This is a genomic window from Lysobacter sp. MMG2 (genome assembly GCF_016735495.2).
Taxonomy (GTDB): Bacteria; Pseudomonadota; Gammaproteobacteria; order Xanthomonadales; family Xanthomonadaceae; genus Lysobacter_J.
This window is the reverse complement of the sequence record NZ_JAERQY020000002.1, coordinates 427,770-451,502: the sequence shown is the minus strand read 5'-3', so window position 1 is coordinate 451,502 and position 23,733 is coordinate 427,770. Positions and strand designations below refer to the sequence as shown.

General features: G+C 67.6%; 24 protein-coding genes. 11 read left to right on the top strand and 13 right to left on the bottom strand.

Features of this window, described 5'->3' with window-relative positions; genetic code table 11:
• Positions 1 to 18 precede the first annotated feature (18 nt).
• The 4 genes from JI752_RS10095 to JI752_RS10080 all read left to right on the top strand — a co-directional run bounded on the left by JI752_RS10095 (position 19) and on the right by JI752_RS10080 (position 4,358).
• On the top strand, positions 19 to 2,082 hold the full coding sequence (locus JI752_RS10095; protein WP_216963161.1) for a S9 family peptidase: 2,064 nt from the start codon (positions 19 to 21) through the stop codon (positions 2,080 to 2,082).
• Positions 2,083 to 2,180: 98 nt separating this feature from the next.
• On the top strand, positions 2,181 to 2,780 hold the full coding sequence (locus tag JI752_RS10090) for a hypothetical protein (RefSeq protein ID WP_216963158.1): 600 nt from the start codon (positions 2,181 to 2,183) through the stop codon (positions 2,778 to 2,780).
• An 88-nt stretch (positions 2,781 to 2,868) separates the two neighbouring features.
• Positions 2,869 to 4,110, top strand: a complete 1,242-nt coding sequence (locus JI752_RS10085) for a DUF819 family protein (protein WP_216963155.1) — start codon at positions 2,869 to 2,871, stop codon at positions 4,108 to 4,110.
• 2 nt (positions 4,111 to 4,112) lie between these two features.
• Positions 4,113 to 4,358, top strand: coding sequence for a DUF3658 domain-containing protein (locus JI752_RS10080; RefSeq protein WP_216963153.1), 246 nt, complete (start codon positions 4,113 to 4,115; stop codon positions 4,356 to 4,358).
• A gap of 198 nt (positions 4,359 to 4,556) precedes the next feature.
• On the opposite strand, the gene JI752_RS10075 is transcribed toward JI752_RS10080, so the two are convergent.
• The 8 genes from JI752_RS10075 to JI752_RS10040 all read right to left on the bottom strand — a co-directional run bounded on the left by JI752_RS10075 (position 4,557) and on the right by JI752_RS10040 (position 11,987).
• Positions 4,557 to 4,793, bottom strand: a complete 237-nt coding sequence (locus JI752_RS10075) for a YbdD/YjiX family protein (RefSeq protein WP_216963150.1) — start codon at positions 4,791 to 4,793, stop codon at positions 4,557 to 4,559.
• Positions 4,765 to 6,825, bottom strand: coding sequence for a carbon starvation CstA family protein (locus tag JI752_RS10070; protein ID WP_216963147.1), 2,061 nt, complete (start codon positions 6,823 to 6,825; stop codon positions 4,765 to 4,767). Before JI752_RS10070 ends, JI752_RS10075 begins: the two co-directional genes overlap by 29 nt.
• A 115-nt stretch (positions 6,826 to 6,940) precedes the next feature.
• Complete coding sequence (corA, locus tag JI752_RS10065) at positions 6,941 to 7,969, bottom strand: magnesium/cobalt transporter CorA (RefSeq protein WP_216963143.1); 1,029 nt, start codon at positions 7,967 to 7,969, stop codon at positions 6,941 to 6,943.
• Positions 7,970 to 8,008: 39 nt separating this feature from the next.
• Positions 8,009 to 9,166, bottom strand: a complete 1,158-nt coding sequence (locus JI752_RS10060) for a DUF4105 domain-containing protein (RefSeq protein WP_254200640.1) — start codon at positions 9,164 to 9,166, stop codon at positions 8,009 to 8,011.
• A gap of 19 nt (positions 9,167 to 9,185) precedes the next feature.
• A complete protein-coding gene (locus JI752_RS10055) occupies positions 9,186 to 10,082 on the bottom strand; it encodes a transporter associated domain-containing protein (protein WP_216963138.1) in 897 nt (298 codons plus the stop codon).
• Between the two features lie 102 nt (positions 10,083 to 10,184).
• On the bottom strand, positions 10,185 to 10,664 hold the full coding sequence (gene ybeY, locus JI752_RS10050) for an rRNA maturation RNase YbeY (RefSeq protein WP_216963124.1): 480 nt from the start codon (positions 10,662 to 10,664) through the stop codon (positions 10,185 to 10,187).
• A gap of 11 nt (positions 10,665 to 10,675) precedes the next feature.
• Positions 10,676 to 11,659, bottom strand: a complete 984-nt coding sequence (locus JI752_RS10045; RefSeq protein WP_216963108.1) for a PhoH family protein — start codon at positions 11,657 to 11,659, stop codon at positions 10,676 to 10,678.
• A gap of 91 nt (positions 11,660 to 11,750) precedes the next feature.
• Entirely contained in the window at positions 11,751 to 11,987 is a 237-nt protein-coding gene (locus JI752_RS10040) for a hypothetical protein (protein ID WP_216963105.1), read from the bottom strand.
• A gap of 134 nt (positions 11,988 to 12,121) precedes the next feature.
• Here JI752_RS10040 and JI752_RS10035 point away from each other — a divergent pair, with 134 nt between their 5' ends.
• The 5 genes from JI752_RS10035 (at position 12,122) to JI752_RS10015 (ending at position 17,601) form a co-directional block, all read left to right on the top strand.
• Positions 12,122 to 12,802: a TetR/AcrR family transcriptional regulator gene (locus JI752_RS10035; RefSeq protein ID WP_216963102.1), complete on the top strand. Its 681-nt coding sequence runs from the start codon at positions 12,122 to 12,124 to the stop codon at positions 12,800 to 12,802.
• A 40-nt stretch (positions 12,803 to 12,842) separates the two neighbouring features.
• Positions 12,843 to 13,769 carry an HlyD family efflux transporter periplasmic adaptor subunit gene (locus JI752_RS10030; protein WP_216964266.1) on the top strand — a complete coding sequence of 309 codons (927 nt, stop codon included), beginning with the start codon at positions 12,843 to 12,845 and terminating at the stop codon, positions 13,767 to 13,769.
• Positions 13,770 to 13,792: 23 nt separating this feature from the next.
• A complete protein-coding gene (locus tag JI752_RS10025) occupies positions 13,793 to 14,725 on the top strand; it encodes an ABC transporter ATP-binding protein (RefSeq protein ID WP_216964263.1) in 933 nt (310 codons plus the stop codon).
• Positions 14,722 to 15,840, top strand: coding sequence for an ABC transporter permease (locus JI752_RS10020; protein ID WP_216963100.1), 1,119 nt, complete (start codon positions 14,722 to 14,724; stop codon positions 15,838 to 15,840). Before JI752_RS10025 ends, JI752_RS10020 begins: the two co-directional genes overlap by 4 nt.
• Before the next feature lie 96 nt (positions 15,841 to 15,936).
• Complete coding sequence (locus JI752_RS10015; protein ID WP_216963097.1) at positions 15,937 to 17,601, top strand: amidohydrolase; 1,665 nt, start codon at positions 15,937 to 15,939, stop codon at positions 17,599 to 17,601.
• A 25-nt stretch (positions 17,602 to 17,626) separates the two neighbouring features.
• Here JI752_RS10015 and JI752_RS10010 read toward each other — a convergent pair whose 3' ends face one another.
• Positions 17,627 to 18,181, bottom strand: coding sequence for a DUF2058 domain-containing protein (locus tag JI752_RS10010; RefSeq protein WP_216963095.1), 555 nt, complete (start codon positions 18,179 to 18,181; stop codon positions 17,627 to 17,629).
• 76 nt (positions 18,182 to 18,257) lie between these two features.
• Between JI752_RS10010 and JI752_RS10005 the strand changes: the two genes are divergently transcribed.
• Complete coding sequence (locus JI752_RS10005; protein WP_216963092.1) at positions 18,258 to 18,755, top strand: M48 family metallopeptidase; 498 nt, start codon at positions 18,258 to 18,260, stop codon at positions 18,753 to 18,755.
• A gap of 29 nt (positions 18,756 to 18,784) precedes the next feature.
• Here the strand turns inward: JI752_RS10005 and JI752_RS10000 are convergent, their stop codons facing one another.
• On the bottom strand, positions 18,785 to 20,020 hold the full coding sequence (locus JI752_RS10000) for a hypothetical protein (protein WP_216963089.1): 1,236 nt from the start codon (positions 20,018 to 20,020) through the stop codon (positions 18,785 to 18,787).
• A 246-nt stretch (positions 20,021 to 20,266) separates the two neighbouring features.
• On the opposite strand from JI752_RS10000, the gene JI752_RS09995 reads away from it, so the two are divergent.
• A complete protein-coding gene (locus JI752_RS09995) occupies positions 20,267 to 21,043 on the top strand; it encodes an energy transducer TonB (RefSeq protein ID WP_216963085.1) in 777 nt (258 codons plus the stop codon).
• A gap of 71 nt (positions 21,044 to 21,114) precedes the next feature.
• Here the strand turns inward: JI752_RS09995 and JI752_RS09990 are convergent, their stop codons facing one another.
• From JI752_RS09990 to miaB, 3 genes are all read right to left on the bottom strand, one after another.
• Positions 21,115 to 21,543 (bottom strand): hypothetical protein, encoded by a 429-nt coding sequence (locus JI752_RS09990; protein WP_216963082.1) that lies wholly within the window; start codon positions 21,541 to 21,543, stop codon positions 21,115 to 21,117.
• A complete protein-coding gene (locus tag JI752_RS09985; protein WP_216963080.1) occupies positions 21,540 to 22,043 on the bottom strand; it encodes a hypothetical protein in 504 nt (167 codons plus the stop codon). Before JI752_RS09985 ends, JI752_RS09990 begins: the two co-directional genes overlap by 4 nt.
• A 143-nt stretch (positions 22,044 to 22,186) precedes the next feature.
• Positions 22,187 to 23,596 (bottom strand): tRNA (N6-isopentenyl adenosine(37)-C2)-methylthiotransferase MiaB, encoded by a 1,410-nt coding sequence (miaB, locus tag JI752_RS09980; protein ID WP_216963077.1) that lies wholly within the window; start codon positions 23,594 to 23,596, stop codon positions 22,187 to 22,189.
• Positions 23,597 to 23,733: the final 137 nt, after the last annotated feature.

Sequence of the window (23,733 nt, the reverse complement as noted above, 5' to 3'; positions counted from 1 at the left end):
GCTATCGAGAACACCACCATGACGCCACGCCACGCCATCCTCCCGCTCGCCCTGCTGCTGGCTTGCGGTTCCACCTCCGCGCTCGCGCGCGGCTTCGAGGTGCGCGACCTCGCCGCGCTGGAGCGCGTTTCCTCGCCGACGCTTTCGCCCGACGGCCGCCGCGTGGTGTTCGCCAAGCGCGTGGTGGACATGGCGGCGAACAAGTCGTCCACCGCGCTGTACATCGAAGACCTGATGGCGCGCGACGCCGCACCGCCGGTGCGCCTCACGCCGGAAGGCTGGAACGTCAACTCGCCCAGCTTCTCGCCCGACGGCAGGACGGTGTACTTCCTCAGCGCGAAGGGCGGTTCGATGCAGCTGTACGCGATTCCCGCCGCTGGCGGCACGCCGAAGCAGGTCACCGATCTTTCCACCGACGTGGGCGGCTACAAGCTCTCGCCCGACGGCAAGCGCGTGGCGGTGAACCTGGAGACCTTCCCCGACTGCAAGGCCGACCTGGCCTGCTCGAAGAAGAAGCTCGACGCGCGCGGCGCGCAGACGAACACCGGCGTGGTCTTCGACCGCATGTTCATCCGCCACTGGGATGCGTGGAACGACGGTCGCCTCAATCGCCTGTTCGTGACGACGCTGGGCGACAAGGCCGCGACGACGGCGACGCTCGTCAGCGGCGGAGTCAACGGCGATGTGCCGTCGCGTCCGTTCGGCGACAGCACCGAATACACGTGGTCGCCGGACGGCAACACGCTGGTGTTCAGCGCACGCATCGCCGATGCGAAGGAACCGACCTCAACCAACTTCGACCTGTACCAGGTCAACGCCGACGGCACGGGCGCGGCGAAGAATCTCACCGCGTCGAACCCGGCGTGGGACACGGGCGCGACCTTCAGCAGCGACGGCAAGACGCTGTTCTACCGCGCGATGAAGCGCCCGGGCTTCGAAGCCGACCGCTTCGGCCTGATGGAAATGGACCTGGCCAGCGGCAAGACGCGTGAGATCGCGCCGAAGTGGGACCGCTCCGCCGACAGCATCACGTTGAGCGCCGACGGCAAGACCATCCTCACGCCGGCCACCGACATGGGTGAGCATCCGCTGTTCGTGGTCGACATCGCCACGGGCGAGGCGAAGAAGCTGGTGGGCGAGGGCAGCATCTCGGCGATCGACCTTGCCGGCCCGACGCTCGCGCTGACGCGCAACACGCTCAAGACCGGCGACTTGCTGTACACCACCAGCAATGATGCGTCCGCGCCGCTGCGCGCGATCACGCAGACCACGGGCGAGCGCCTGCCGAACGTGTCGTTCGGCGACTTCGAACAGTTCGACTTCAAGGGTTGGAACGGCGACACCGTGCACGGCTTCATCGTCAAGCCGTGGAACTACCAGGAAGGCAAGAAGTATCCGGTTGCGTTCCTCATCCACGGCGGCCCGCAGGGCAGCTTCGGCAACGGCTGGAGCTACCGCTGGAACCCGCAGACGTACGCGGGCCAGGGCTATGCGGTGGTGATGATCGACTTCCACGGTTCCACCGGTTACGGCCAGGCGTTCACCGATGCGATCAGCCAGCACTGGGGCGACCGCCCGCTGGAAGACCTGCAGAAGGGCTGGGCCGCGGCGCAGCAGCAGTACGCCTTCCTCGACGGCGACAAGGCCTGTGCGCTGGGCGCCAGCTACGGCGGCTTCATGGTCAACTGGATCGCCGGCAACTGGAACCAGCCGTGGAAGTGCCTGGTGAGCCACGACGGGGTGTTCGACCAGCGCGGCATGGGCTTCGCCACCGAGGAGTTGTGGTTCACCGACTGGGAGCAGGGCGGCAGCGCGATCGACAAGCCGGACAACTACGAGAAGTTCAACCCGGTCAACCACGTCAAGAACTGGCGCGTGCCGATGCTCGTCGTGCACGGCCAGCAGGACTTCCGCATCCCGGTGGAGCAGGGCATCGGCGCGTTCACCGCGTTGCAGCGCCAGGGCGTGCCGTCGCAGTTCCTGTACTTCCCTGACGAGAACCATTGGGTGCTCAAGCCCGCCAACTCGATCCAGTGGCACGACACGGTCAATGCTTGGTTGAAGCAGTACATCGGCCAGTGATGTCATCGGAAGGCGGAGGAACCCTCCTCCGCCTTCTTTCCCAAGTTCTGGTTTGCCAGCTTTGCGGTAACTAGAAACCTTCGCGTGGACAGGCGCAGGTGCCGCTGGACAAGGAAGCGGCGAACGCTGATTCCATTGAAGCAGGTTACGACCCCTTCGCCATTGACCCCGTCCTGCAGCAAGCCTATGACGCCTTCACCGCCGCGATGGGCCCGCAACCGCGCCGTCTGCGCGAGTGGCTGATGCCCTACCTGTGCTGGCGGTATCAGGTGCGGGACACCTACACGAAACTTCCGTGGGTTGAGCGTGCCTCCCACGGTGACCGCGAAAACCTGAGTAACGCCAACAACGGATTCCTCGCCGACCTCGCGCTGCTCGAATCGCCGGTTCGCAGTTATGTAAGGGATGTCGTGGACCTCGGGCCCGGTATCGGCCCCGCCAACAACATTCGCAAACACGTGCAATTGGAATCCGAGGCAGGCGAGATCGCCGACTACATCCGCAAGGCGGCGCCCGTCGCACCGGCCTTGGCCAACTTCTTCGCCGACTACGTCCATGATTCCTACGGTGGCTTCACCTTATTCGCCGGAGTGCACGAGCCCGCCGGCTACCTGCGTTATCGCCGCCAGTACATGGGCAACGACACCGCGCTGACCTTGAACGACCGGCGCGGCGAAAGCGGGGTGCGTCACGCCTGAGAGTGGCGTGATATGTGCCGCAGGGCCCTCGCCACTGATCCGCGCCGGCTGATACCCTCCAGCATCGCCAAGCCCCGGATCCGCCCGAATGCACGACGCCCCGAGTACCGCGCTGATCACCAACGACATCGTGATACTGGGGCTGATCGCCGCCACGCTCGGAGCGGTGTTCTGGACCTCGTCGCTGCAGTCGTTCCGGAAGTTCTATTCGATCGTTCCGGCGTTGCTGCTGTGCTACCTGATCCCGGGGCTGTTCAACACCTTCGGCGTCATCGACGGCGAGCACAGCAAGCTCTACAACCCCGTCGCCAGCCGCGTGCTGCTGCCTGCGGCGCTGGTGTTGCTGACACTGTCGATCGACCTCAAGGCCGTGTTGCGCCTGGGACCGAAGCTGGTGGCGATGTACGCGGCGGCGTCGATCAGCGTGATGCTGGGCGGCGTCCTCGCCTTCCTGCTGTTCAAGGCGGTGCATCCGGAAACGGTCGCAGGCGATACGTGGGCGGGCATGACCGCGCTGGCCGGCAGCTGGATCGGCGGCGGCGCGAACATGCTGGCGATGAAGGAGATCTTCCAGGTCAACGCGACGACGTTCGGGCAGTTCGCGGTCGTCGACGTCGGTGTGGGTTACGTGTGGATGGCGGCGCTGATCTTCCTCGCCGGACGCTCCGCGGCCATCGACGCACGCAGCGGCGCCGACACGCGCGCCATCGATGAGCTCAAGGAAAAGCTCGCTGCGTTCAAGGCGCAGCACAGCCGCATTCCGACGCTGACCGATCTGATGGTGATCGTCGGCATCGCGTTCGGGACGGTGGGCCTGGCGCACGCGCTGGCGTCGCCGCTGTCGGCGTGGTTCGGCGCGAACGTGAGCTGGGCGCGCGCGGTGAGCCTGCACGAACCGTTCGTGTGGGTGGTGCTGATCTCCACCTTCGTCGGCCTGGGCCTGAGCTTCACCCGCGCACGCACGCTGGAAGGCGCGGGCGCATCCAACATCGGCACGCTGCTGCTGTACTTCCTGATCGCCAGCATCGGCATGCAGATGGACATCCTGGCGCTGTTCGACCGCCCGTGGCTGTACCTGCTGGGCCTGGTGTGGCTGATGATCCACATCGTGCTGCTGTGGCTGGTCGGCAAGCTGCTGCACGTGCCGTTCTTCTATTTCGCGATCGGCTCGCAGAGCAACATTGGCGGGCCCGCGTCGGCGCCGGTGGTCGCGTCGGCATTCCATCCCTCACTCGCGCCGGTGGGCGCATTGCTCGGCACGCTGGGTTATGCGACGGGCACGGGGCTGGCGTATGTGATGGGGTTGATCCTGCGGTCGCTGGCGAACTGAGCATGGTTGACGCCGTCGTCGAACAGGTGGACCGGTTCATTCTTGGATTCGCCAATGCACACTGGCAGAAGGTGGCCATGGTGATCGCCGTGGCGATGACTTCCCGCGACCTGGAATTTCCTGACGACGTGGACGATGCAGAGCTCGTGGCGAGCCGTGTCGTCGCGCTGATCGAAGGCGGGCTTCTGGAGTGCCGGGGCGATCCGGCGGAGTGGCGGCATTCCGAAGTCAGACTCGTAGCCGGTTGAGGCGCATCGACGGCGCCCCGTCGCGGACTGCAGCACGCGTAGCCCGGGTAAGCGCAGCGCACCCGGGGTCTCCGTTGCGGTGGCGTCCCGGGTGCGCTGCGCTTACCCGGGCTACGGGATCACGGAGCTTCGGGCGGCGAGCATTGCGGCAAAAGAAAAAGGCGCCTTGCGGCGCCTTTTCCGTGTCAGGTATCCGCCTCAACAACAGCGACTGCGCCCCTTCCCGTACCGCGCATCCATCCGCTCGCGGAAGAACTCGTCGCGCGTCATCGGTTCGCGGTCCGGGTGGTTGCGCCGCACGTGCGCGGCGTACACGTCGTAGTCGGGAATGCCGATGGCCAGGCGCGCGGTCTGGCAGCTCGCACGCCACCAGCGTGCGAGCAGGTCCAGGGCCACGCGGCCGACGTCAGCGGGCGATGGCGTCGAGCGCGACATAGTCGGTCTCCTTCGCAGTCGGCAGGTTGGTGCGACGCGCGGCGAACGCGGCGCGCAGGCCGAAGAACACGGTCGCCACCACGACCGCGACGAACAGCGCGCACAGCCCCGCGTCGAGGTAGTTGTTGAAGATCACGCGCGACATGTCGTCCATCGACTTCGCCGGTGCCAGCACCTCGCCGCGCGCGGCGGCGTCGGCGAACTTGCGGGCGTTGGCGATGAAGCCGATCTTCGGGTCCGGGTGGAACAGCTTCTGCCAGCCGGCGGTGAGCGTGCAGATCAGCAGCCACGCGGTCGGGATCAGCGGGATCCACAGGAACTTCTCGCGCTTCATCTTCACCATCACCACGCTGCAGAACACCAGTGCGATGCCCGCGAGCATCTGGTTGGCAATGCCGAACAGCGGCCACAAGGTGTTGATGCCGCCCAGCGGATCGACCACGCCCTGGTAGAGGAAGTAGCCCCACAGCGAGACGGCGATGAGCGTGCAGACGATGTTGCTCGCCCAGCTCTCGGTCTCCTTGAACGGCGTGTAGGCCAGGCCCACCAGCTCCTGGATCATGAAGCGCGCCACGCGCGTGCCGGCGTCGACGGTGGTCAGGATGAAGAGCGCTTCGAACAGGATCGCGTAGTGGTACCAGAACGCCATCATCCCTTCGCCCGGGATCAGCCCGTGCAGGATCTGCGCCATGCCCACCGCGAGCGTTGGCGCGCCGCCGGTGCGCGAGAGGATGGTCTGCTCGCCGATTTCCTTAGCGGTGGCCGTCAGCACATCAGGCGTCAGCACGAAGCCCCAGCTTGAGATCGCCGCAGCGGCCGATTCGGCCGTGGTGCCGATCAGCGCGGCGGGCGAGTTCATCGCGAAGTACACGCCCGGCTGCAGCACGCATGCGGCGATGAGCGCCATGATCGCGACGAAGGCCTCCATCAGCATGCCGCCGTAACCGACCATCGGGATGTCGGACTCGCTGGCGATCATCTTCGGCGTGGTGCCCGAGCTGATCAGCGAGTGGAACCCCGAGACGGCGCCGCACGCGATGGTGATGAACAGGAACGGGAAGAGCTTGCCCGAGAACACCGGGCCGGTTCCGTCGATGAATTTGGTCATCGCCGGCATCTGCAGTTCCGGCATCGCGAAGACGATCGCGATGGCGAGCACCAGCACCGTGCCGATCTTCAGGAACGTGGAGAGGTAATCGCGCGGCGCCAGCAGGAACCACACCGGCAGCACCGATGCGATGAAGCCGTAGGCGATCATCAGCCACGCCAGCGTCGTGCCCTTGAGGTGGAAGATCGGGCCCCACGTCGGGTGCGCCGCCACCAGGCCGCCGCTCCAGATCGCCAGCATCAGCAGCACGAAGCCGATGATCGACACTTCCAGGATGCGGCCCGGGCGGAAGTAGCGCAGGTACAGGCCCATCAGGATCGCGATCGGGATCGTCATCGCGACGGTGAACGTGCCCCACGGGCTTTCCGCCAGCGCCTTCACCACCACCAGCGCCAGCACCGCCAGCAGGATCACCATGATCATCAGGATGCCGACCATCGAGATCACGCCCGCGGCGGGGCCCATCTCGGCGCGGATCATCTCGCCCAGCGAGCGGCCGTCGCGGCGCGTGGAGAAGAACAGCACCAGCATGTCCTGCACCGCGCCGGCCAGGACCACGCCGAACAGGATCCACAACGTGCCGGGCAGGTAGCCCATCTGCGCGGCGAGCACCGGGCCGACCAGCGGGCCGGCGCCGGCGATGGCGGCGAAGTGGTGTCCGAAAACGATGCTCTTGGCGGTCGGAACGTAGTCCAGGCCGTCGTTGCGGCGCCAGGCGGGCGTCGCGCGGCTGCCGTCGATCATCAGCGCATTGCGCGCGATGTAGAGGCCGTAGAAGCGGAACGCGACGGTGAACGTCGCCACCGCCGCCACCACCAGCCATATCGCGTTGATGGTTTCGCCGCGATGCAGGGCGATGGTGCCGATGCAGAACGCCGCCAGTACCGCCAGGGCGGCCCAGCCGATCCAGGACAAACCTTTCATGACATCCCCTCCGGAAGGATCACCGAAGAGTCGCGCCGGCGCGGGCGCCGGGTCAATGCGCAATGCGGCAAGTCGCCTGCGACTTTGGTCTAAGCGAAGCAGGGAACTCCAGTGTTTACAGCCACTTGGCGCGCTTGAGCAGCACGTACAGCCCCGAGCACGCCACCACGACCAGTCCGATGAGGATCCAGTAGCTGTAGCGTCCCTCCAGCTCGGGCATGTGCGTGAAGTTCATGCCGTACCAGCTGGTGATGAGGGTCGGCGCGGCCAGCAGCGCGGCCCAGCCGGCGAGGCGTTTGACGACCTCGCCCTGGTGGATCGTCACCAGCGACAGGTTCACGCTCATCGCGGCGGTCAGCATTTCACGCAGGGTGTCGGTGGTCTCGTTCAAGCGCACGGCGTGGTCGAGGACGTCGCGGAAGTAGAGCTGGCTTTCCTCGTCGATGAGGTTCGTGCGCGCGCGCGAGAGCTGGCCGAGGATGTCCTGCAACGGCGACACCGCCATGCGCAGGCGGGTGAGCTCGCGCTTGAGGTCGTACAGGTGCTTCACCGTGTCGCTGCGGAATTCCTCGGCGAAGATGTCCTGCTCCAGTTCGTTGAGGTCCTGGCTGAACTCCTGGACGATCGGCTGGAAGTTGTCGACGACCAGGTCCAGCACCGTGTAGAGCGCCGCGCCGGGGCCGTGGGCGAGGTCGTCGGCATCCCGTTCGTAACGCGCGCGCGCCGGCGCATAGCTGGCCGATGCGCCGTGGCGCACCGTCACCAGGTAGCGCGGGCCGACGAAGATGTGCGTCTCGCCGAAGCGGATGTGGGTGTCCACGCTCTGCGCGGTATGCACGACGATGAAGAGCGAGTTGCCGTAGGTTTCGATCTTCGGTCGCTGGTGCGCGTTGCGTGCGTCCTCGACGGCGAGGTCGTGCAGGCAGAATTCCTCCTGCAGCTTGTCGAGGATCGCCTCGGCCGGTTCGTACAGGCCGACCCAGATGAAGTTGTCATCGTCCTTCGCCAGGACTTCGCTGATCTCGTCCAGGCTGATCTCGCGGCGTTTCCCGCCGCGTTCGTACACTGCGCAGTTGACCACGCAGGATGGCAGATTGGGGCGAAGGGCCTCGGCGGCGGGCAGGGATTTGGCAGGCGTGCTCATGCGCAAATCCTGCGCCCGCCGCGCCGGCGCGGCAAGCGCTCAGCGTCGCGCGCGGAACGCCTGCAGCAGGCCCAGGTGGATCGGCAGCAGCAGCGCGATCCAGTGCACGTTGCGTTGCGGGGTCACCGGCAGCCAGTACACGAACAGCGATGCGACCGCGCCCAGTGCGACGACGGCCAGCACGCCGCGGAACCAGCGTCCGGGATCGCGTCCGCGCAGCACGCGCCAGCCACCGGGCAGCAGCAGCCAGCACAGCGGGCTGAGCAGCAGCAGGTTGGCGTTGGCCCAGCCGTAGGTGTGCTGCGTGCCGAGCCAGAGGAACAGCATCAGCGCGCCAAGCAGGCCGGCCAGCGTCCAGAACGGCAGCGCGACCGCGGCGGCGACGCACGGACGCGCGCGTCCGAGCCATGCCAGTGCGATGCCGATCGCGATGCCGGCCAGCGCCCACGGCCACCAGCGCACCGGGGCGTCCTGCGGTTCGGGCGGCAGGCGATGCGGGAGCAGTTCCTGTTCCTCGAGCACCAGCGGCCGGCCTTGCGTGTTCTTCACTTCGCGCAGCGCGGCGGCCAGGCGCATCGGCACGTAGGACTCGCGCCATACCGGCATCGGCTGGTCGGACGACGGCCCCAGGCCGACGTCGAAACCCAGCCACATCCACCACGCCGGCGAGGCCAGGCGCACCGCTTCGCTGCGTGCGGTGGAGCCGTGCGAGCGGCCTTCGATCTGCCGGCGCAGTCCGCCGTCGAGCGCGCGGTCGAGCATGTCGCGCACGCGCGTGGAGCAGTTGTCGTCGAAGTATTCGTACTTGTAGAACGCGTTCTCGGGCTTGGCGTTCTCGGCCAGCGCATCGGCCAGCGCGCGCGCCTGCGCTTCGTCCAGGTCCAGCCATTGCACGCTGACGCCGCGGCCTTCCTCGCGGTACTGCATCAGGTCCTGCTCGAAGGGCAGGGCCATCAGGCGGTAGCGCATGTCGCCCTTGACGAAGCGGCTGACGAAGTCCGGCTCGCTGGGATCGAAGAAGCCGTAGTTGTAGGAGATCGCCTGGCCCGACTCGGGATCGACCACGACGATCGCGTTGTGGCCGAAGCGCTCGAAGAAGATCTCGCCCGGCTGCATCGTGACCACGCCGATGCGCGGCGTGGAGGCGAACGCGGGAACGGCGAGGAACGCCAGCAGCAGGACGATCAGCGCGAACAGGCGACGCGGCGCGCCGTGCTTACGCGTCACCCAGCACCCCGACATGGAAGGCGTGCACGCGGCGCGCGTCGGCGCCGGAGACGCGGAACACGAAGCGGCCCAGCGTGAGCTCCTCGCCGGCTTCGGGCAGGTGGCCGATCGCGGCCGTGACCAGGCCGCCGATGGTGTCGTACTCGTCGTCATCGAAGTCGGCACCGAAGCGCTCGTTGAAATCTGAAATCGGCGTGAGTGCATCGACCACGAACTGGCCGTCGGCCTGCGCGGCGATCAGCGCGTTCGGGTCTTCGGCGTCGTCGTGTTCGTCGTCGATCTCGCCGACGATCTGCTCCAGCACGTCTTCGATCGTCACCAGGCCGGCCACGCCGCCGTGTTCGTCGATGACGATGGCCATGTGATTGCGCGACTGGCGGAACTCGCGCAGCAGCACGTTCAGGCGCTTGGATTCGGGGATCAGCACTGCCGGGCGCAGCAGCTCGTGGATGTTGCCGGGGCCGTAGTCGGCGACCACGCCGCGCAGCAGGTCCTTGGCCAGCAGCACGCCCAGGATCTCGTCCTTGTCCTCGCCGTGCACCGGGAAGCGCGAGTGGCCGGACTCGACCACCTGCTTCATCAGGTCCAGGAACTTGGCGTCCGCCGGCAGCGAGACCATCTGCGAGCGCGGGATCATCACGTCGCCCACGGTCAGGTCGGACACCGCGATGGCGCCTTCCATCATCCGCAGCGTGTCGGCGGCGATCAGACCGTCGGCCTGCGCATCGCGCAGGAGTTCGACCAGGTCCTCACGGTTCGTGGGTTCGCCGGAAAGCGCCGAGCTTATGCGTTCGAGCCAGGAGCGCGGCTTGTCGTGCCCACGCCGGTCTGAGCGTCTTTCCTGGATCTCGGGCGTATGGAAGCTACTACTGTCGTCCTCGGACATTGCGATCTGTCAGGCGCCCCGGGGGGAAGGGACGTCGGTCCCAGTCTAGCGCGGATGAATGACGGGCGCTTGGCGGGCCCGGACAGGGCCGCGAGCGCCGACTCAGTCCCCGTAGGGATCCTCGATCCCCAGCGAGGCCAGGATCTCGCGCTCCAGCTGCTCCATGCACACCGCTTCCTTCTCGTCCTCGTGATCCCACCCCAGCAGGTGCAGTACGCCGTGAACGGTGAGGTGGGCGTAGTGGGCGGCGAGCGCCTTCTTCTGCTCCTTCGCCTCGCGTGCGACGACGGGCGCGCAGATCACCAGGTCGCCCAGCAGCGGCATCTTCACGCCCTCGGGCAGGCCTTCGGGCAGCTCGGCGGGGAAGCTGAGCACGTTGGTCGCGTAATCCTTGCCACGGTAATGGTGGTTGAGCGCGCGGCCTTCCTTGGTGCCGACGATGCGGATGGCGAGATCGGCCTCGCGGATGCGGCTCTCCAGCGCAGCGGCCACCCAGCGGCGGAAGCTCACGGCCGCCGGCACGCCCGTGCGCGGGACCGCATAGTTGATGACGACGTCGAGACGGATCGGGCCCTTTGTCATGGCATCCAGGCTCAGGCGGAGGGGCCGCTGGCCGCGTCCTGCGCGTCGCGGGCGTCATAGGCGTTGACGATGCGCGCCACCAGCGGATGGCGCACCACGTCGCGCGATTCGAAGAAGGTGAAGCTGATGCCGTTGACGTTGCGCAGCACGTCCAGCGCGTCCTTGAGGCCGGACTTCTGGTGCTTGGGGAGATCGATCTGGGTCAGGTCCCCGGTGACGACGGCGGTGCTGCCGTAGCCGATGCGGGTCAGGAACATCTTCATCTGCTCGATCGTGGTGTTCTGCGCTTCGTCGAGGATCACATACGCGTCGTTAAGCGTGCGTCCGCGCATGTACGCCAGCGGCGCGATCTCGATGACGTTCTTCTCCAGCAGCTTGACCACCTTCTCCACGCCCAGCATTTCGTACAGCGCGTCGTAGAGCGGGCGCAGGTAGGGGTCGACCTTCTGCGTGAGGTCGCCCGGAAGGAAGCCCAGCTTCTCGCCGGCTTCCACCGCCGGACGCACCAGGATCAAGCGCTGCACGCGCGCTTCGTTCAGCGCCTCCACGGCGCTGGCGACGGCCAGGAACGTCTTGCCGGTGCCCGCCGGGCCGATGCCGAAGTTGATGTCGTGCGTGGCGATGGCGTGCAGGTACTTGGCCTGGTTCGCACCGCGCCCGCGGATGGTGCCGCGCTTGACGCGGATCGCGACTTCCTGCGGCTCGACGTCGTCGTTGGCGACGGTGTCGGCGTCGATCTCGGTCAGGCGCAGGTGGATCGCAGGCTCGGTGAGCGTTTCTTCGGCCGCGTCGCGCCACAGGTCGCGCAGCAGCCTTTCCGCCTTGCCCACCGCGTCCTGCGGGCCGACGATGCGGAAGATGTTGCCGCGGTTGGCGATCTCCACGCCCAGGCGCAGTTCGATCATGCGCAGGTGGCCGTCGAAGGGACCGCTGAGGTTGGCCAGGCGCTCGGTTTCGGCCGGCTCCAGGACGAATTCGGACGTGGTTCGTGACATCGACGGACGGTCTTCCGTGTGCGGGGATGCGCGCCGTGCGCGCCGGGGGCACACAAGCTTGCGCCCGTGGGTGCCATTTCGCAAAGGGACGTCAGCGCGGGTCGCGCTTGCGCCATTGCGTGCCGAACACGCCCGCGATCCACAGCGCGCCGATCACCATGATCAGCAACGAGCCCCACAACCAGACGTGCATCACCGCGTCGGACCAGATGCGGGCGTCGCGCGCGTAGCGCATCCACCAGCGCACCAGACCCAGCGCCCCCAATCCGAGGAACCACAGGCCCAGGGCGCAACGGTGGAGGAGGGTGGGTGCGGCGGAGTGGACCATGGCGGAGGCGGCGATGGGGACCGGCTCCAACCATAGACCAGGCGGGCCGGGCCGGCATGCCATGACCGACACGTCATGACCGTTCGTCGGGCCGGGCTTGCGATCTAATTAATCACACAATTAAATATGCCCTCATGAACGCCGAGACCTCCCCCAAGGCCCGCAAGGGCCGTCCCGCCGGCGCCGGCCGGCGCTCTCCCGGGCGTCCGGGCGCCGATGGCCCCGACCTGCGCGAGCGCCTGCTCGATGCCGCCATTGCCTGCTTCGTCCGCGAAGGCATCGCCGCGACGTCCCTGCGCGGCATCGCCGTCGAGGCCGGCGTCACCCCGGCGCTGCTGCATTACTACTTCGGCGACAAGGCGCAGCTGCAGGAGGCGGTGATCTCCGAGCGCGTGCTGCCGGCCTTCCAGCAACTGCGCGAGCCGATCATGGCCGCGGGCGACGACGTCGCCGCGCTTGTGGCCGCTTTCGTGCTGGGCGTGGGGCGCGTGGTGGCGGCGCATCCGTGGCTGCCGTCGCTGTGGGTGCGCGAGGTGCTATGCGAAGGCGGCGCGCTGCGCGACGTGCTGTTCGACCGCATCGGCCCGCAGCTGCCACGGATGATGGCCGCACGCTTCGCCCAGGCGCAGGCGCGCGGCGAACTCAATGAAGACCTCGACCCGCGCCTGCTGATGGTGTCGCTGGTCGGACTGACGCTGTTCCCCGCCGCCGGTGCGCCGATCTGGCGCCGCCTGCTGCAGGCGGACGATCTGGATTTCGACGCGCTGCGCCGGCACACGCTGGCGTTGCTGGACCGTGGACTGGGTGTGAGTTGATCGCATGAACACGAACCGCAAGACGACGCACGCGCTGCTGATGCTCGCGATGACGCTCGCCCTCTCCGCGTGCCGCGACGACACGAAGCAGGCGCTGGGCACGCTGGAATGGGACCGGATCGCGCTGCCCGCGCCTGCGGCCGAAAAGATCGTCCGCATCGACGTGCGCGAAGGCGAGCGCGTCAAGGCCGGCACGCGCCTGCTGCAACTGGAAGTCACCCGCACGCAATCGCAGTTGCAGGCCTTGCAGGCGCAGGCGCAGCAGGCCGGTGAAGTGCTGCAGGAACTCGAACACGGTCCGCGCAGCGAGGACATCGCACAGGCACGTGCCAACCTCGCCGCGGCGCAGGCCGAAGCCGTCGATGCGCGCGCGTACTACGCGCGCCTGCAACCGCTTGGTCGCCAGGAACTCGTCGCCGCCTCCGACGTCGACCGCGCCCGCGCCGCCGCCGGCAACGCGCAGGCGCAGGTGCACGCCGCGCAGGCCGCGCTGGAAGAACTGGAACGCGGCACGCGCATCGAACAGATCCAGCAGGGCCGTTCCGCCGTCGCCGCCGCAACGGCGCAGGCCGCCACGCAGGCGGTGACCTTGAGCAAGCTCGACCTGATCGCGCCGCGCGAAGGCGTCGTCGACAGCCTGCCGTACCGTCTGGGCGACGAAGCCCCGGTCGGCGCGCCGCTGGCGGTGATGCTCGTGGGCGAGCGCCCTTACGCCCGCGTCTACGTGCCCGAACCGATCCGCGCCAACGTCAAGGTCGGGCAGGCCGCACGCGTGTTCCTCGATGGCCGCGACGGCCCGCTGCAAGGCCGCGTGCGCATGATCCGCAGCGAGCCCAGCTTCACGCCGTACTACGCGCTCATCGGCGAAGACGCGGCGCGCTTGAGCTACCTGGCCGAGGTGGAGATCACGCAGGCGCACGAAGAACTGCCCGCCGGCCTGCCGGTGCGCGTGGAGTTCGCGCAGTGAACGCCCCGTCCGGCGAGCTCGCCATTCAGGCGCGCGGCCTCACCAAGCGCTTCGGCCAACTCGTCGCGGTCAACCACGTGGACCTGAGCGTCCCGCGCGCGAACGTGTACGGCTTCCTCGGCCCCAACGGTTCGGGCAAGACCACCACCATCCGCATGCTCTGCGGCCTGCTGACGCCGACGGAAGGCGAGGTGGAAGTGCTCGGGTTGCGCATTCCCGAGCAGGCCGAGGAACTGCGCCGTCGCATCGGCTACATGACGCAGAAGTTCTCGCTGTTCGATGACCTCACGGTGCGCGAGAACCTGGAGTTCCTCGCCGCCGTGCAGGATGTTCCGCGAGCCGAGGCCGCCAGACGCATCGACGAACTGATCGAGCACTACCACTTCGCCGACCGGCAGAAGCAGCTGGCCGGCACCATGAGCGGTGGCCAGAAGCAGCGCCTGGCGCTTGCTGGCGCGGTGATCCAGAAACCCGAACTGCTCTTCCTCGACGAGCCGACGAGCGCGGTGGATCCCGAATCGCGCCGCGACTTCTGGGAGAAGCTCTTCGACCTGGCCGATGCCGGCACCACCATCCTGGTTTCCACGCATTACATGGACGAGGCCGAGCGCTGCCATCGCATCGCCATTCTCGATCGTGGCGTCCTCGTTGCGGATGGCACGCCGGACGAACTCACCCAGGCGCTTACCGGCCGCACGCTGGAAGTGCTGGCGCAGCAGCCGCGCCGGGCGCAGCAGCTGCTGGTGAACGTGCCGGGCGTGCTCAGCGTCGCGCAGATCGGCAACACGCTGCGCGTGCTCAACCAGAGCAATGGCGATGCGGCCGGGCGCGTGCGCAAGGCCCTGTCCGACGCAGGACTCGACGCCGAGGTCGCCCCGTCGCATCCGAACCTGGAGGACGTGTTCGTCTCTTCCACGCGCGGACGCGACGACGAAGCGAAAGAGAAGGCCGCATGAACCTGCGCCGCATGTTCGCCATCGTCATGAAGGAGTTGCGGCAGATGCGCCGCGACCGCATCACGCTGGCGATGATCGTCGGCATTCCGGTGATGCAGCTGGTCCTGTTCGGCTACGCGATCAACCTCAACCTGCGCGGGCTGGCCACGGGCATCGTCGACCAGTCCAACACCGCCGCATCGCGCGCGCTGGTGATGGACATGGTCGCCACCGGCGTCATCGACCCCACCGTCAGCGCGACCTCACCGCAGGAACTGATGGAGGACCTGCGTCGCGGCAAGATCAGCATGGGCGTGGTGATCCCGCACGATTTCGAGCGCCGTCGCTTCGAGGGCCGCGAAGCCGTGCAGGTCCTCGTCGACGGCAGCGACACCGTCGTGCAGAGCGCGGCGGTGCAGCTGGCGCAACTGCCGTTGCAGACGCAGCCGATCGTGAACACCTCGCGGGCCGTCGGCGGCACGGGGCAGGTGGGCGCGGGCCAGATCAGCGTCGTCGCCTTCTACAACCCGCAGCGCGTCTCGGCGATCAATATCGTGCCGGGCCTGATCGGCGTGATCCTGACGATGACGATGGTGCTGTTCACCGGCGTTGCCATCGTGCGCGAGCGCGAACGCGGCAACATGGAACTGCTGATCGCCACGCCCCTGACCAGCAGCGAGCTGATGATCGGCAAGGTGCTGCCTTACGCGGGCATCGGCCTGATCCAGACCACCGTAATCCTGGTGCTGGGCGTGTGGCTGTTCGACGTGCCCATCCGCGGCAGCCTGCTCGATATCTACCTGGCCGGCGTGCTGCTCATCCTGGCCAACCTCGCGCTGGGGCTGTTGATCTCGACGAAGGCGCAATCGCAGTTCCAGGCGATGCAAATGACGTTCTTCGTGTTCCTGCCGTCGATCCTGCTGTCGGGCTTCATGTTCCCCTTCGCCGGCATGCCGAAGGTCGTGCAGTGGCTGGCAGAGCTGCTGCCGCTGACGCATTTCCTGCGCCTGGTGCGCGGCATCATGCTGCGCGGGGCCGGACTGCAGGAACTGTGGCCGGACGTGCTCGCGCTGCTGGCCTTCATCGCGGTGATGATGACGCTGGCGATCGCGCGGTTCCACAAGCGGCTGGACTGAGCGCGACCTGTCGCTTTCTGGCGTGACTCGCGCCGCCACTTGCCTGCCGCCCCGCGTTTGCGCACAGTCCGGCTTTCGCTAGCAGGGGACGGGGAAATGCGCAATCCGGTTTGGGTGATGGCGGCGACGCTGCTCGCGATGTCGGGGCCGGCCGTCGCGGCGGAAGTGACGGTGCTCAGCGCCGCGCGCATCCACACGATGGAGACCGCGCAGCCGAAGGTGCAGGCGATGGCCTTCGACGAATCCGGCCGCATCCTCGCGCTCGGCAGCACCGACGCGCTGCTCAAGCGCTACCCGAAGGCCCAGCGCATCGATGCCGGGCAGGCGACCGTCATCCCCGGCCTCATCGATGCGCATGCGCACGTCTCGGGCCTGGGCATGACGATGCTCAGCGCGGACCTCGTCGATGCGGCCAGCAAGCAGGAAGTGCTGCAGCGGCTGCAGGCGTTCGAAAAGCAGCTGCCTGCGGGCGCATGGCTGATCGGTCGCGGCTGGGACCAGAACGACTGGCCGGAGAAGACCTTCCCGACGGCCGCCGACCTGGACGCCGCGTTCCCCGATCGCCCCGTATGGCTGGAGCGCATCGACGGCCACGCCGGCTGGGCCAACACGGCGGCGATGCGCGGCGTGAAGCGCGACCTGTCCGGAGATTGGCAACCCGACGGCGGCCGCATCGAACGCGATGCGCGCAAACAGCCGACGGGCATTTTCGTCGACGGCGCGATGGCGCTGGTCGACCAGTCGCGTCCGCCGATGGACGAAGCCACCGCCGAACGCGCGCTGTCGCTGGGCATGCAGTCGGCGGTCGAACACGGTCTCACCGGCGTGCACGACGCGGGCGTGAGCCTGGCCGAGCTCAAGCGCTACCAGCGCCTGGCCGACCGCGGCGCGATGCCGCTGCGCATCACCGCGATGGCCGACGGCAACAGCGATGCACTGGAATCGCTGTGCCGCGACGGCCTGTACACGCATCCCTCCGGCCGATTGCAGATGCGCACGGTGAAGCTGTACGCGGATGGTGCGCTCGGCAGTCGTGGCGCAGCGATGCTCAAGGAATACAGCGACGACCACGGCAACCTCGGCCTGATGGTGATGTCGCCGGAACAGATCGCCGTCGCCGTCGCCAAGGCGAAGCGCTGCAAGGTGCAGGTCGCCACGCATGCGATCGGCGATCGCGGCAACCACGTCGTGCTGGAGGCTTACGCGAAGGCGCTGCGCGGCGAGGCCGCGACCACCGACCACCGCTGGCGTATCGAGCATGCGCAAGTGCTGTCGCCGCAGGACCTGCCGCGCCTGGCGCAACTGCATGTGATCGCCTCGATGCAGCCCACGCACGCGACCAGCGACATGCCGTGGGCTCAGGACCGCGTCGGCCCGCAGCGCATCATCGGCGCGTACGCGTGGCGGCAGCTGCGCGACAGCGGCGCGCGCCTGGCGCTGGGATCGGATTTCCCGGTGGAGTCGGTCGATCCGCGCTTCGGCCTGTACGCCGCCGCCACGCGCGCCGATGCACAGGGGCTGCCCGCAGGCGGCTGGTTTCCGCAAGAGAAGCTGACGGCGTTCGAGGCGCTGCGCGGCTTCACGCTCGATGCGGCGTACGCGGGTTTCGCCGAAGCGCAGGTGGGAAGCCTGGCCATCGGCAAGCGCGCGGATTTCGTGGTGCTCAGCGAGGACCCGCTGGCGATTTCGCCCTCGGGCCTGCGCAACCTCACCGTGCAGGCGACGTACGTGGACGGCGAGGCGGTCTACAAGGCCAAGTGAGTGAAGCGCACCCGACGGTACGCCATCACCAGATCAGATCGTCCGGCACCTTGAACTGCGCGTAGTACGCATCGTCTTCGGAGGTCGTCGCAGAGGGTTCGGCGCCCGCATCCTGGCCGTGATCGAGCACGATCATGGTCGCGTCGCGTTCGCGCACCTTGTCGGCGGCGACACGCGGCAGCAGCTCGTAACGCTCGTCGATGCGGGCGATCACCAGCGCACCGGACGAGAGCTTCCTGCGCAGGTCGTCGTTGACGAGCACGGTGCGGATGGCGCCGCTCTCGGTGAAGCGGTACTCGCTTTCACCGGCGCGCGGCACTTTTCGATCCTCGATGATCTGCCGCGCCTGCGCGCGAAGTTCGGCGATGCGGGCCTGCTCCTTGCGCTCCGCGGCGAGTGCGCGGTCGCGGTCGGCCTTCTCGGCGCGGGCGCGCTCGGCTTCGAGCTGGATTTCGCTGGGCCCGGACGGCGCCTTGGCGTGCCGGGCCTTGTTCTGCTCACGCGCGACCTCGGCCACCTTGGACTTCTTGACGAGGCCCGCTTTGAGCAGTTGTTCCTGAAGGGGATTCGCCTTGGCCATGTCGCGGTTTCTTGCTGGGGATTTCAGGCCCATCATACCTCCCGACCCCGCCGCCCGCGCCCGCCCGCCACCGCCGATGGATCCCCTGAAATACCTCTCCGGCTACCCCGAATCCCTGCAGGCGCGGGTGCGCGAGCTGATCGTGCAGGATCGGCTGGGCGCGATGCTGGCGGACAAGTACGGCCAGTCCCATGCCGTGCGAACCGACGGCCAGCTCTACGATTACGTGCAGGCGCTCAAGGACCGGCATCTGCGCAAGTCCGTGCCGCTGGGCAAGGTGCTCTACGACAGCAAGCTGCAGGTGATGAAGCACGCGCTGGGCACGCACACGGCCATCTCGCGCGTGCACGGCGGCCGGCTCAAGGCCTCTCGCGAGATCCGCATCGCCAGCGTGTTCCGCGACGCGCCCGCCGAGTTCCTGGAGATGATCGCGGTGCATGAGCTGGCTCATCTGAAGGAAGCCGAGCACAACAAGGCGTTCTACCAACTGTGCACGCACATGACGCCCGACTACCACCAGCTGGAATTCGACCTGCGCCTGTATCTGACGCACCTGGAGATCGGACGGAAATGACCGATGCGCCGGCACGTGCCAGGCGCGACTCATCGGCCCCGAAGCGTGCCTTCCACGGCATCGCGAGGCGCCTGGCTTGTGCATGCTTCCAGCCGCGAAGCCACGAAGCGTTCGTATAGCGTGGTATGCAGATTGTGCAGCGCCAGTTCGATGCGGAACGGCGTGCGCGGATTGCGGTCGAGCAGGCGGGCGATGTGGAAGCCGACGGGTTTGACGCCCTGCCGGTGCACGTAGATGTCGAAGCCGCGGTAGAACGGATCGGCGAGTTCGGCGTCCAGGCGCGCCAGCGTTGCCTGTGATTGCGCCGGCAACGCGGCGCGCAAGACGGGGTCGCGTTCGTGCAGCAGGCGTTCGAAATAGCGCGACGGCTTGCGTCCCGGGAGCGTGCGCGCCAGCGACCAGATCGCGCGGTTGCGATCGTTGTAGTACTCGAAGCCTTCGTGTTCGCGCAACACGGCGGCGGCATCGGCGCTCACGTCGTAGACGACGAAGTTCTCGGCCTGGTTGTTCAGATCGTCCAGCGTGCTGCGGTCGAAGACGTGGAAGATGAAACCGGGCAGGCCCATGAAAGCCTGGCGTCCGGTGCGCGAGGCGGCTACCGCGCGGCCATCGCGCGTGAACGTGCCGGCGGACGATCCCAGCAGGATGCTGCGCGTGGAATGCAGGCGGTTGAAGGTGCCGATCACGATCTCGTCGGGGTCGAATTCGGTGTCGAACGCTTCGCCGCCGTACAGCTCCGCCTGCGTGGCGTACTGCGCGATCTGCCGGCCCACGCCGCACTCGCTGCGCACCTGGCCGGCGTAGAACGCTTCGATCGCGCGCATGTTGCTGCCGCGCGGCTGGTAGCCGCGTCCGAACAGCGCGATGGGCTTCCAGCCATCGCGCGCCGATCCCGTCGGCCCGAACCCGATCCATCCCATCTGCAACGCGGAAAACCGGTAGCCCGGGTTGCCTGCGAGTCGATCGACCGCGCGACGCGTCGCCGCGCCCAGCGCGAACGAATAGGCGCAAGCGGTGGCGGGATGCCGGAGCAATTCATCTTCCAGGCGCGCGCGGGAGGCGGCGTCCAGTCGCGCGGGAAAACGCACGACCAGATCGCCAGCGGCCTGCGCCTGTGCGAGGTCGGCGCGCTCGCACGGCGTGCCGGGCAGGATCTTTGCACTGTGTTCCTCGGATGGAACAAAGCGCCAACCCAGCTCGCGCAGCAGCCGCGTCTTGCAGTCCGGCGTTTGCGCGGTTGCGCTGATGCTGACGAGCAGCATCATGAGCGGCCACAACAGGCGTGGAGCAGGACGTTGCCGTGGGGATGGGTTCACCGCGCAGCACCTCCAAGGGATGCAGCCGCAGCGTACTGGCGGCCGGTCAAGTACAGGTGATGCCCGCCGGCGCCGCGAACCCTTCTGTGCGCAGCCCGACGCGCGTGCTCAACATCGTTCCGCTCGTCCGGCCGGCGTTGCGAAGGCGCCGCGGGTCGCCCTAAGCTCGGCGCGGGGACATGGAGGGGGTCGGAGATGAAGCGTTCGCTTGCCGTGCGGGCCGTGTCGCTCGCCTGTGTATTGCTGGCCACGTCGGTGCATGCGAAGGAGGAGACCGGGTATCAGCCGATCCTCGTCCAGTTGAAGGCCGCGCTCGATATCGATGTGCAGGGAAACGTCTCGGCGGTGAGCTTCATCGATGAAGCGAAGGTGCCCGACGCGCTGCGGCGCGAGGCGGAGCGGCTGGCGCAGTCGTGGCGTTTCCAGCCGCCGCGGAAGGACGGAAAGGCGGTCAGCGGCCGCACCTATGCGACGCTGCAGACCTGCCTGGTGCCCAGTGCGGCAGGCATCGACTACACCTTCTCGTACGCGGGCAACGGCCCGTCCGGTACCTATCGGCCGCCACGCAAGATGCACATGCCCGCGATGCCCATCGATACGCTCATGAGCGAAGGCGTGAGCCGGTACGGCGGCAAGATCACCTATCTCGTCAAGCCGGACGGTTCGGTCACGCTGGAAAAGGCGGTGCTCGACGATCCGGCGCTGCAGGCGCGCTACGGCCAGCTGTGGTCACGTGACCAGCGCGAGTACATGAAGGGCTTCCACTACAGGCCGGAACTGATCGACGGCGTTGCCACCGCCACGCGCGTGGAAGCCACCGTCGAGCAGCGCTGGGCGGAGGAGGGAGAGTTGGACAAACTCGACGCCGAGATGCGCGCAGACGACGCCCGGACCGATGCCTGCCGCAAGTTGCGCGGCGCGCAGGATCATCAGATCGCCAGCGACAGCGTGTTCAAACGCATCGACAGCTGATCGGCGCGCAGCAAACGCAACCACCCATCACGCCATGACGCCTGCCGGGTCGCCCGGCAGGCGTCGCAACTTCATTGCGTGCAGCCCGCCCCGCCGTAGCCGAGCGTGGGTTCCATGTCCAGGCCGACGCGCTTGTCGTCGGTCTTGAGGTAGACGAGCGCACTGCAACGCGAGCCTTCGGACTCGAAGTCCTGCAGGTACTCCGCGCCGGCGACGGGCACCAGGCTCACGCTGTGGGTGCACGTGTAGTTCATGTAGCCGTCGGAGGTGGCGAAGTTCATGCCGATGGTGACGCGCTCGCCGGCCGGGATGCTCGCGCGTCCGTTCTTGTCCTTCTGCAGGATCTGCGACGGCGTGTTGGCGCAGATCCACGCGGTGCCGGCGCGGGCCACTTCGAGCTTCGCCGTCGGCTTGCCGGGCGGCAGCTTGTAGATGCTCATGCAGCCGGTAAGGCCGGTGGCGACGAGGCAGGACAGGGTGAGGGGCAGCAGGCGATTCACGACTTCACTTCCTTGTCGGGGGCCGATCCACCGTTGCCGGGCTTGCTGTCGGCCTGGCGGGTCGCGGCAGGCTTCACTTCCGGTCCGAGGCGTGTGAGCAGGTCCTGCACCGACAGCGCGTCGCGCGCGTCGGCGGGCACCACGAGGATGTAGGCGTAGGTTGAAGGCTTGCCGCCGAGCGAGGCCACCGTGCGGTCGCTGCTGCGCGCATCGGCGATCGCCGCCGGCAGGTTGGCGTAGAGCACGAAGTGCGTGCCGCCTTCGCGCTGGGCGACTTCGGCGCAGCGGTAGAGCAGGTAAGTGCCGACCTTGTCGGGCGAGATGAAGCCGTTGCCGGCGAAGCCGACCTTGAGCAGCTGGCCAGGACCCTTGGTGTCCCAGTAGCCGCCGCTGTAGCCGAGGATGGGATTGGTGGCGCTGTGGTAGCCGGTCGCGCACGACGTCAGCGCGAGCGGGAGCACGAAGGACAGCGCGAGGGCTGCCAACGGACGGCGGTTCATCCAGCGGAGTTCCCCTTGGAGATCGTGGCCGGCACATTGCCCGCGGCGGGTCCACCCGCTACGTCGCGCGCCTCCCCAGACGCGCGATTGCCACGGCGGGAGTATCGCGGCAGCGCCGCGTCCGCCTCAAGCGTGCGGGACGATCAGGCCGCCGCGTTGTCGCCGGTCGTCGCCACGCGGCCGCGCAGCGAGTTGCTCATCGCTTCGGTGATGACGACATCCACGAACTGGCCGATCAGGCGCGCGTGGCCGGGGAAGTTCACCGAGCGCATGTTCTCGGTCTTGCCGGTGAGCTCGTTGGGGTTCTTCTTCGACGGGCCTTCCACCAGCACGGTCTGCGTGCTGCCGACCATTGCATCCGAGATCGATCGCGCATGCGCGTTGATGTGCGCCTGCAGGCGCGACAGGCGTGCGTGCTTTTCCTCACTGGAGACGTTGTCTTCCAGGTCGGCGGCCGGCGTTCCCGGGCGGCGCGAGTAGATGAAGGAGAACGACTGGTCGAAACCGACGTCCTCGATCAGCTTCATGGTCTTGTCGAAGTCGGCGTCGGTTTCGCCGGGGAAGCCGACGATGAAATCCGAGCTGATCGAAATGTCCGGACGCACCGCGCGCAGCTTGCGGATCTTCTGCTTGAACTCCAGCGCGGTGTAGCCGCGCTTCATCGCGGCCAGGATGCGATCGCTGCCCGCCTGCACCGGCAGGTGCAGGTAGTTGGCGAGCTTGGGCACGTCGCGATAGGCCTCCACCAGCGAGTCGGAGAACTCCAGCGGGTGGGAGGTGGTGAAGCGGATGCGGCCGACGCCTTCGATCTCGGCGATGGCGCGGATCAGCAGGCCGAGGTCGGCGATCTCGCCGTCTTCGCCATACGGTCCGCGATAGGCATTGACGTTCTGGCCGAGCAGGTTGATCTCCCGCACGCCTTGCGAGGCCAGGTCGGCCACTTCCACCAGCACGTCCTCGAACGGGCGGCTGATTTCCTCGCCGCGCGTGTACGGCACCACGCAGAACGAGCAGTACTTGCTGCAGCCTTCCATGATCGAGACGAAGGCGCTGGGGCCTTCGGCGCGCGGTTCGGGCAGGCGGTCGAACTTCTCGATCTCGGGGAAGGAGATGTCGACCTGCGGCAGGCCGGTGTCGCGGCGGGCCTGGATGAGTTCGGGCAGGCGGTGCAGGGTCTGCGGGCCGAAGACCAGATCGACGAACGGCGCGCGCTTCACGATCGCCTCGCCTTCCTGCGACGCCACGCAGCCACCGACGCCGATCACGACTGGCTTGCCACCCTGCTTCAACGACTTCCAGCGGCCGAGCTGGCTGAAGACCTTCTCCTGTGCCTTCTCGCGGATCGAGCAGGTGTTGATCAGGATGACGTCGGCCTCTTCGGCGTTGTCGGTCAGTTCCAGGCCGTCGCTGGCGGCGAGCACGTCGGCCATCTTGGCCGAGTCGTACTCGTTCATCTGGCAACCGTGGGTCTGGATGTAGAGCTTGCGCGGCGCGGTGGCGACGGCAGCGTCGGTGCCGCCTTCGGCGGCGAGGGTCGTGTCGGTCTGGCTCATCTGGCTCGGTCCGGGAGGGGCGGCGGTTATTCCGCGCCGGAGGGGGCGCATTCTACAGGCCGGGACGGGTCGCGGACCGCGTTTGCTTCCGTAAGGGCAGCACAGGAGGGCGCGCGGGCCGCGCCGGCAGGCCCCAC

What these genes read in the sequence shown, in the direction of transcription:
- JI752_RS10030 (WP_216964266.1), top strand. Translation starts at nt 12,843, where the DNA reads ATGCTCGCGATGACGCTCGCCCTCTCCGCGTGCCGCGACGACACGAAG.
- JI752_RS09985 (WP_216963080.1), bottom strand. Translation starts at nt 22,043, where the DNA reads ATGAACCGCCGTCCGTTGGCAGCCCTCGCGCTGTCCTTCGTGCTCCCG.
- corA (WP_216963143.1), bottom strand. Translation starts at nt 7,969, where the DNA reads ATGAGCACGCCTGCCAAATCCCTGCCCGCCGCCGAGGCCCTTCGCCCC.
- JI752_RS10020 (WP_216963100.1), top strand. Translation starts at nt 14,722, where the DNA reads ATGAACCTGCGCCGCATGTTCGCCATCGTCATGAAGGAGTTGCGGCAG.
- JI752_RS10080 (WP_216963153.1), top strand. Translation starts at nt 4,113, where the DNA reads ATGGTTGACGCCGTCGTCGAACAGGTGGACCGGTTCATTCTTGGATTC.
- JI752_RS10045 (WP_216963108.1), bottom strand. Translation starts at nt 11,659, where the DNA reads ATGTCACGAACCACGTCCGAATTCGTCCTGGAGCCGGCCGAAACCGAG.
- JI752_RS10055 (WP_216963138.1), bottom strand. Translation starts at nt 10,082, where the DNA reads ATGTCCGAGGACGACAGTAGTAGCTTCCATACGCCCGAGATCCAGGAA.
- JI752_RS10040 (WP_216963105.1), bottom strand. Translation starts at nt 11,987, where the DNA reads ATGGTCCACTCCGCCGCACCCACCCTCCTCCACCGTTGCGCCCTGGGC.
- ybeY (WP_216963124.1), bottom strand. Translation starts at nt 10,664, where the DNA reads ATGACAAAGGGCCCGATCCGTCTCGACGTCGTCATCAACTATGCGGTC.
- JI752_RS10035 (WP_216963102.1), top strand. Translation starts at nt 12,122, where the DNA reads ATGAACGCCGAGACCTCCCCCAAGGCCCGCAAGGGCCGTCCCGCCGGC.
- JI752_RS10070 (WP_216963147.1), bottom strand. Translation starts at nt 6,825, where the DNA reads ATGAAAGGTTTGTCCTGGATCGGCTGGGCCGCCCTGGCGGTACTGGCG.
- JI752_RS10075 (WP_216963150.1), bottom strand. Translation starts at nt 4,793, where the DNA reads ATGTCGCGCTCGACGCCATCGCCCGCTGACGTCGGCCGCGTGGCCCTG.
- JI752_RS10010 (WP_216963095.1), bottom strand. Translation starts at nt 18,181, where the DNA reads ATGGCCAAGGCGAATCCCCTTCAGGAACAACTGCTCAAAGCGGGCCTC.
- JI752_RS09995 (WP_216963085.1), top strand. Translation starts at nt 20,267, where the DNA reads ATGAAGCGTTCGCTTGCCGTGCGGGCCGTGTCGCTCGCCTGTGTATTG.
- miaB (WP_216963077.1), bottom strand. Translation starts at nt 23,596, where the DNA reads ATGAGCCAGACCGACACGACCCTCGCCGCCGAAGGCGGCACCGACGCT.
- JI752_RS10005 (WP_216963092.1), top strand. Translation starts at nt 18,258, where the DNA reads ATGGATCCCCTGAAATACCTCTCCGGCTACCCCGAATCCCTGCAGGCG.
- JI752_RS10095 (WP_216963161.1), top strand. Translation starts at nt 19, where the DNA reads ATGACGCCACGCCACGCCATCCTCCCGCTCGCCCTGCTGCTGGCTTGC.
- JI752_RS10085 (WP_216963155.1), top strand. Translation starts at nt 2,869, where the DNA reads ATGCACGACGCCCCGAGTACCGCGCTGATCACCAACGACATCGTGATA.
- JI752_RS10015 (WP_216963097.1), top strand. Translation starts at nt 15,937, where the DNA reads ATGCGCAATCCGGTTTGGGTGATGGCGGCGACGCTGCTCGCGATGTCG.
- JI752_RS10000 (WP_216963089.1), bottom strand. Translation starts at nt 20,020, where the DNA reads ATGATGCTGCTCGTCAGCATCAGCGCAACCGCGCAAACGCCGGACTGC.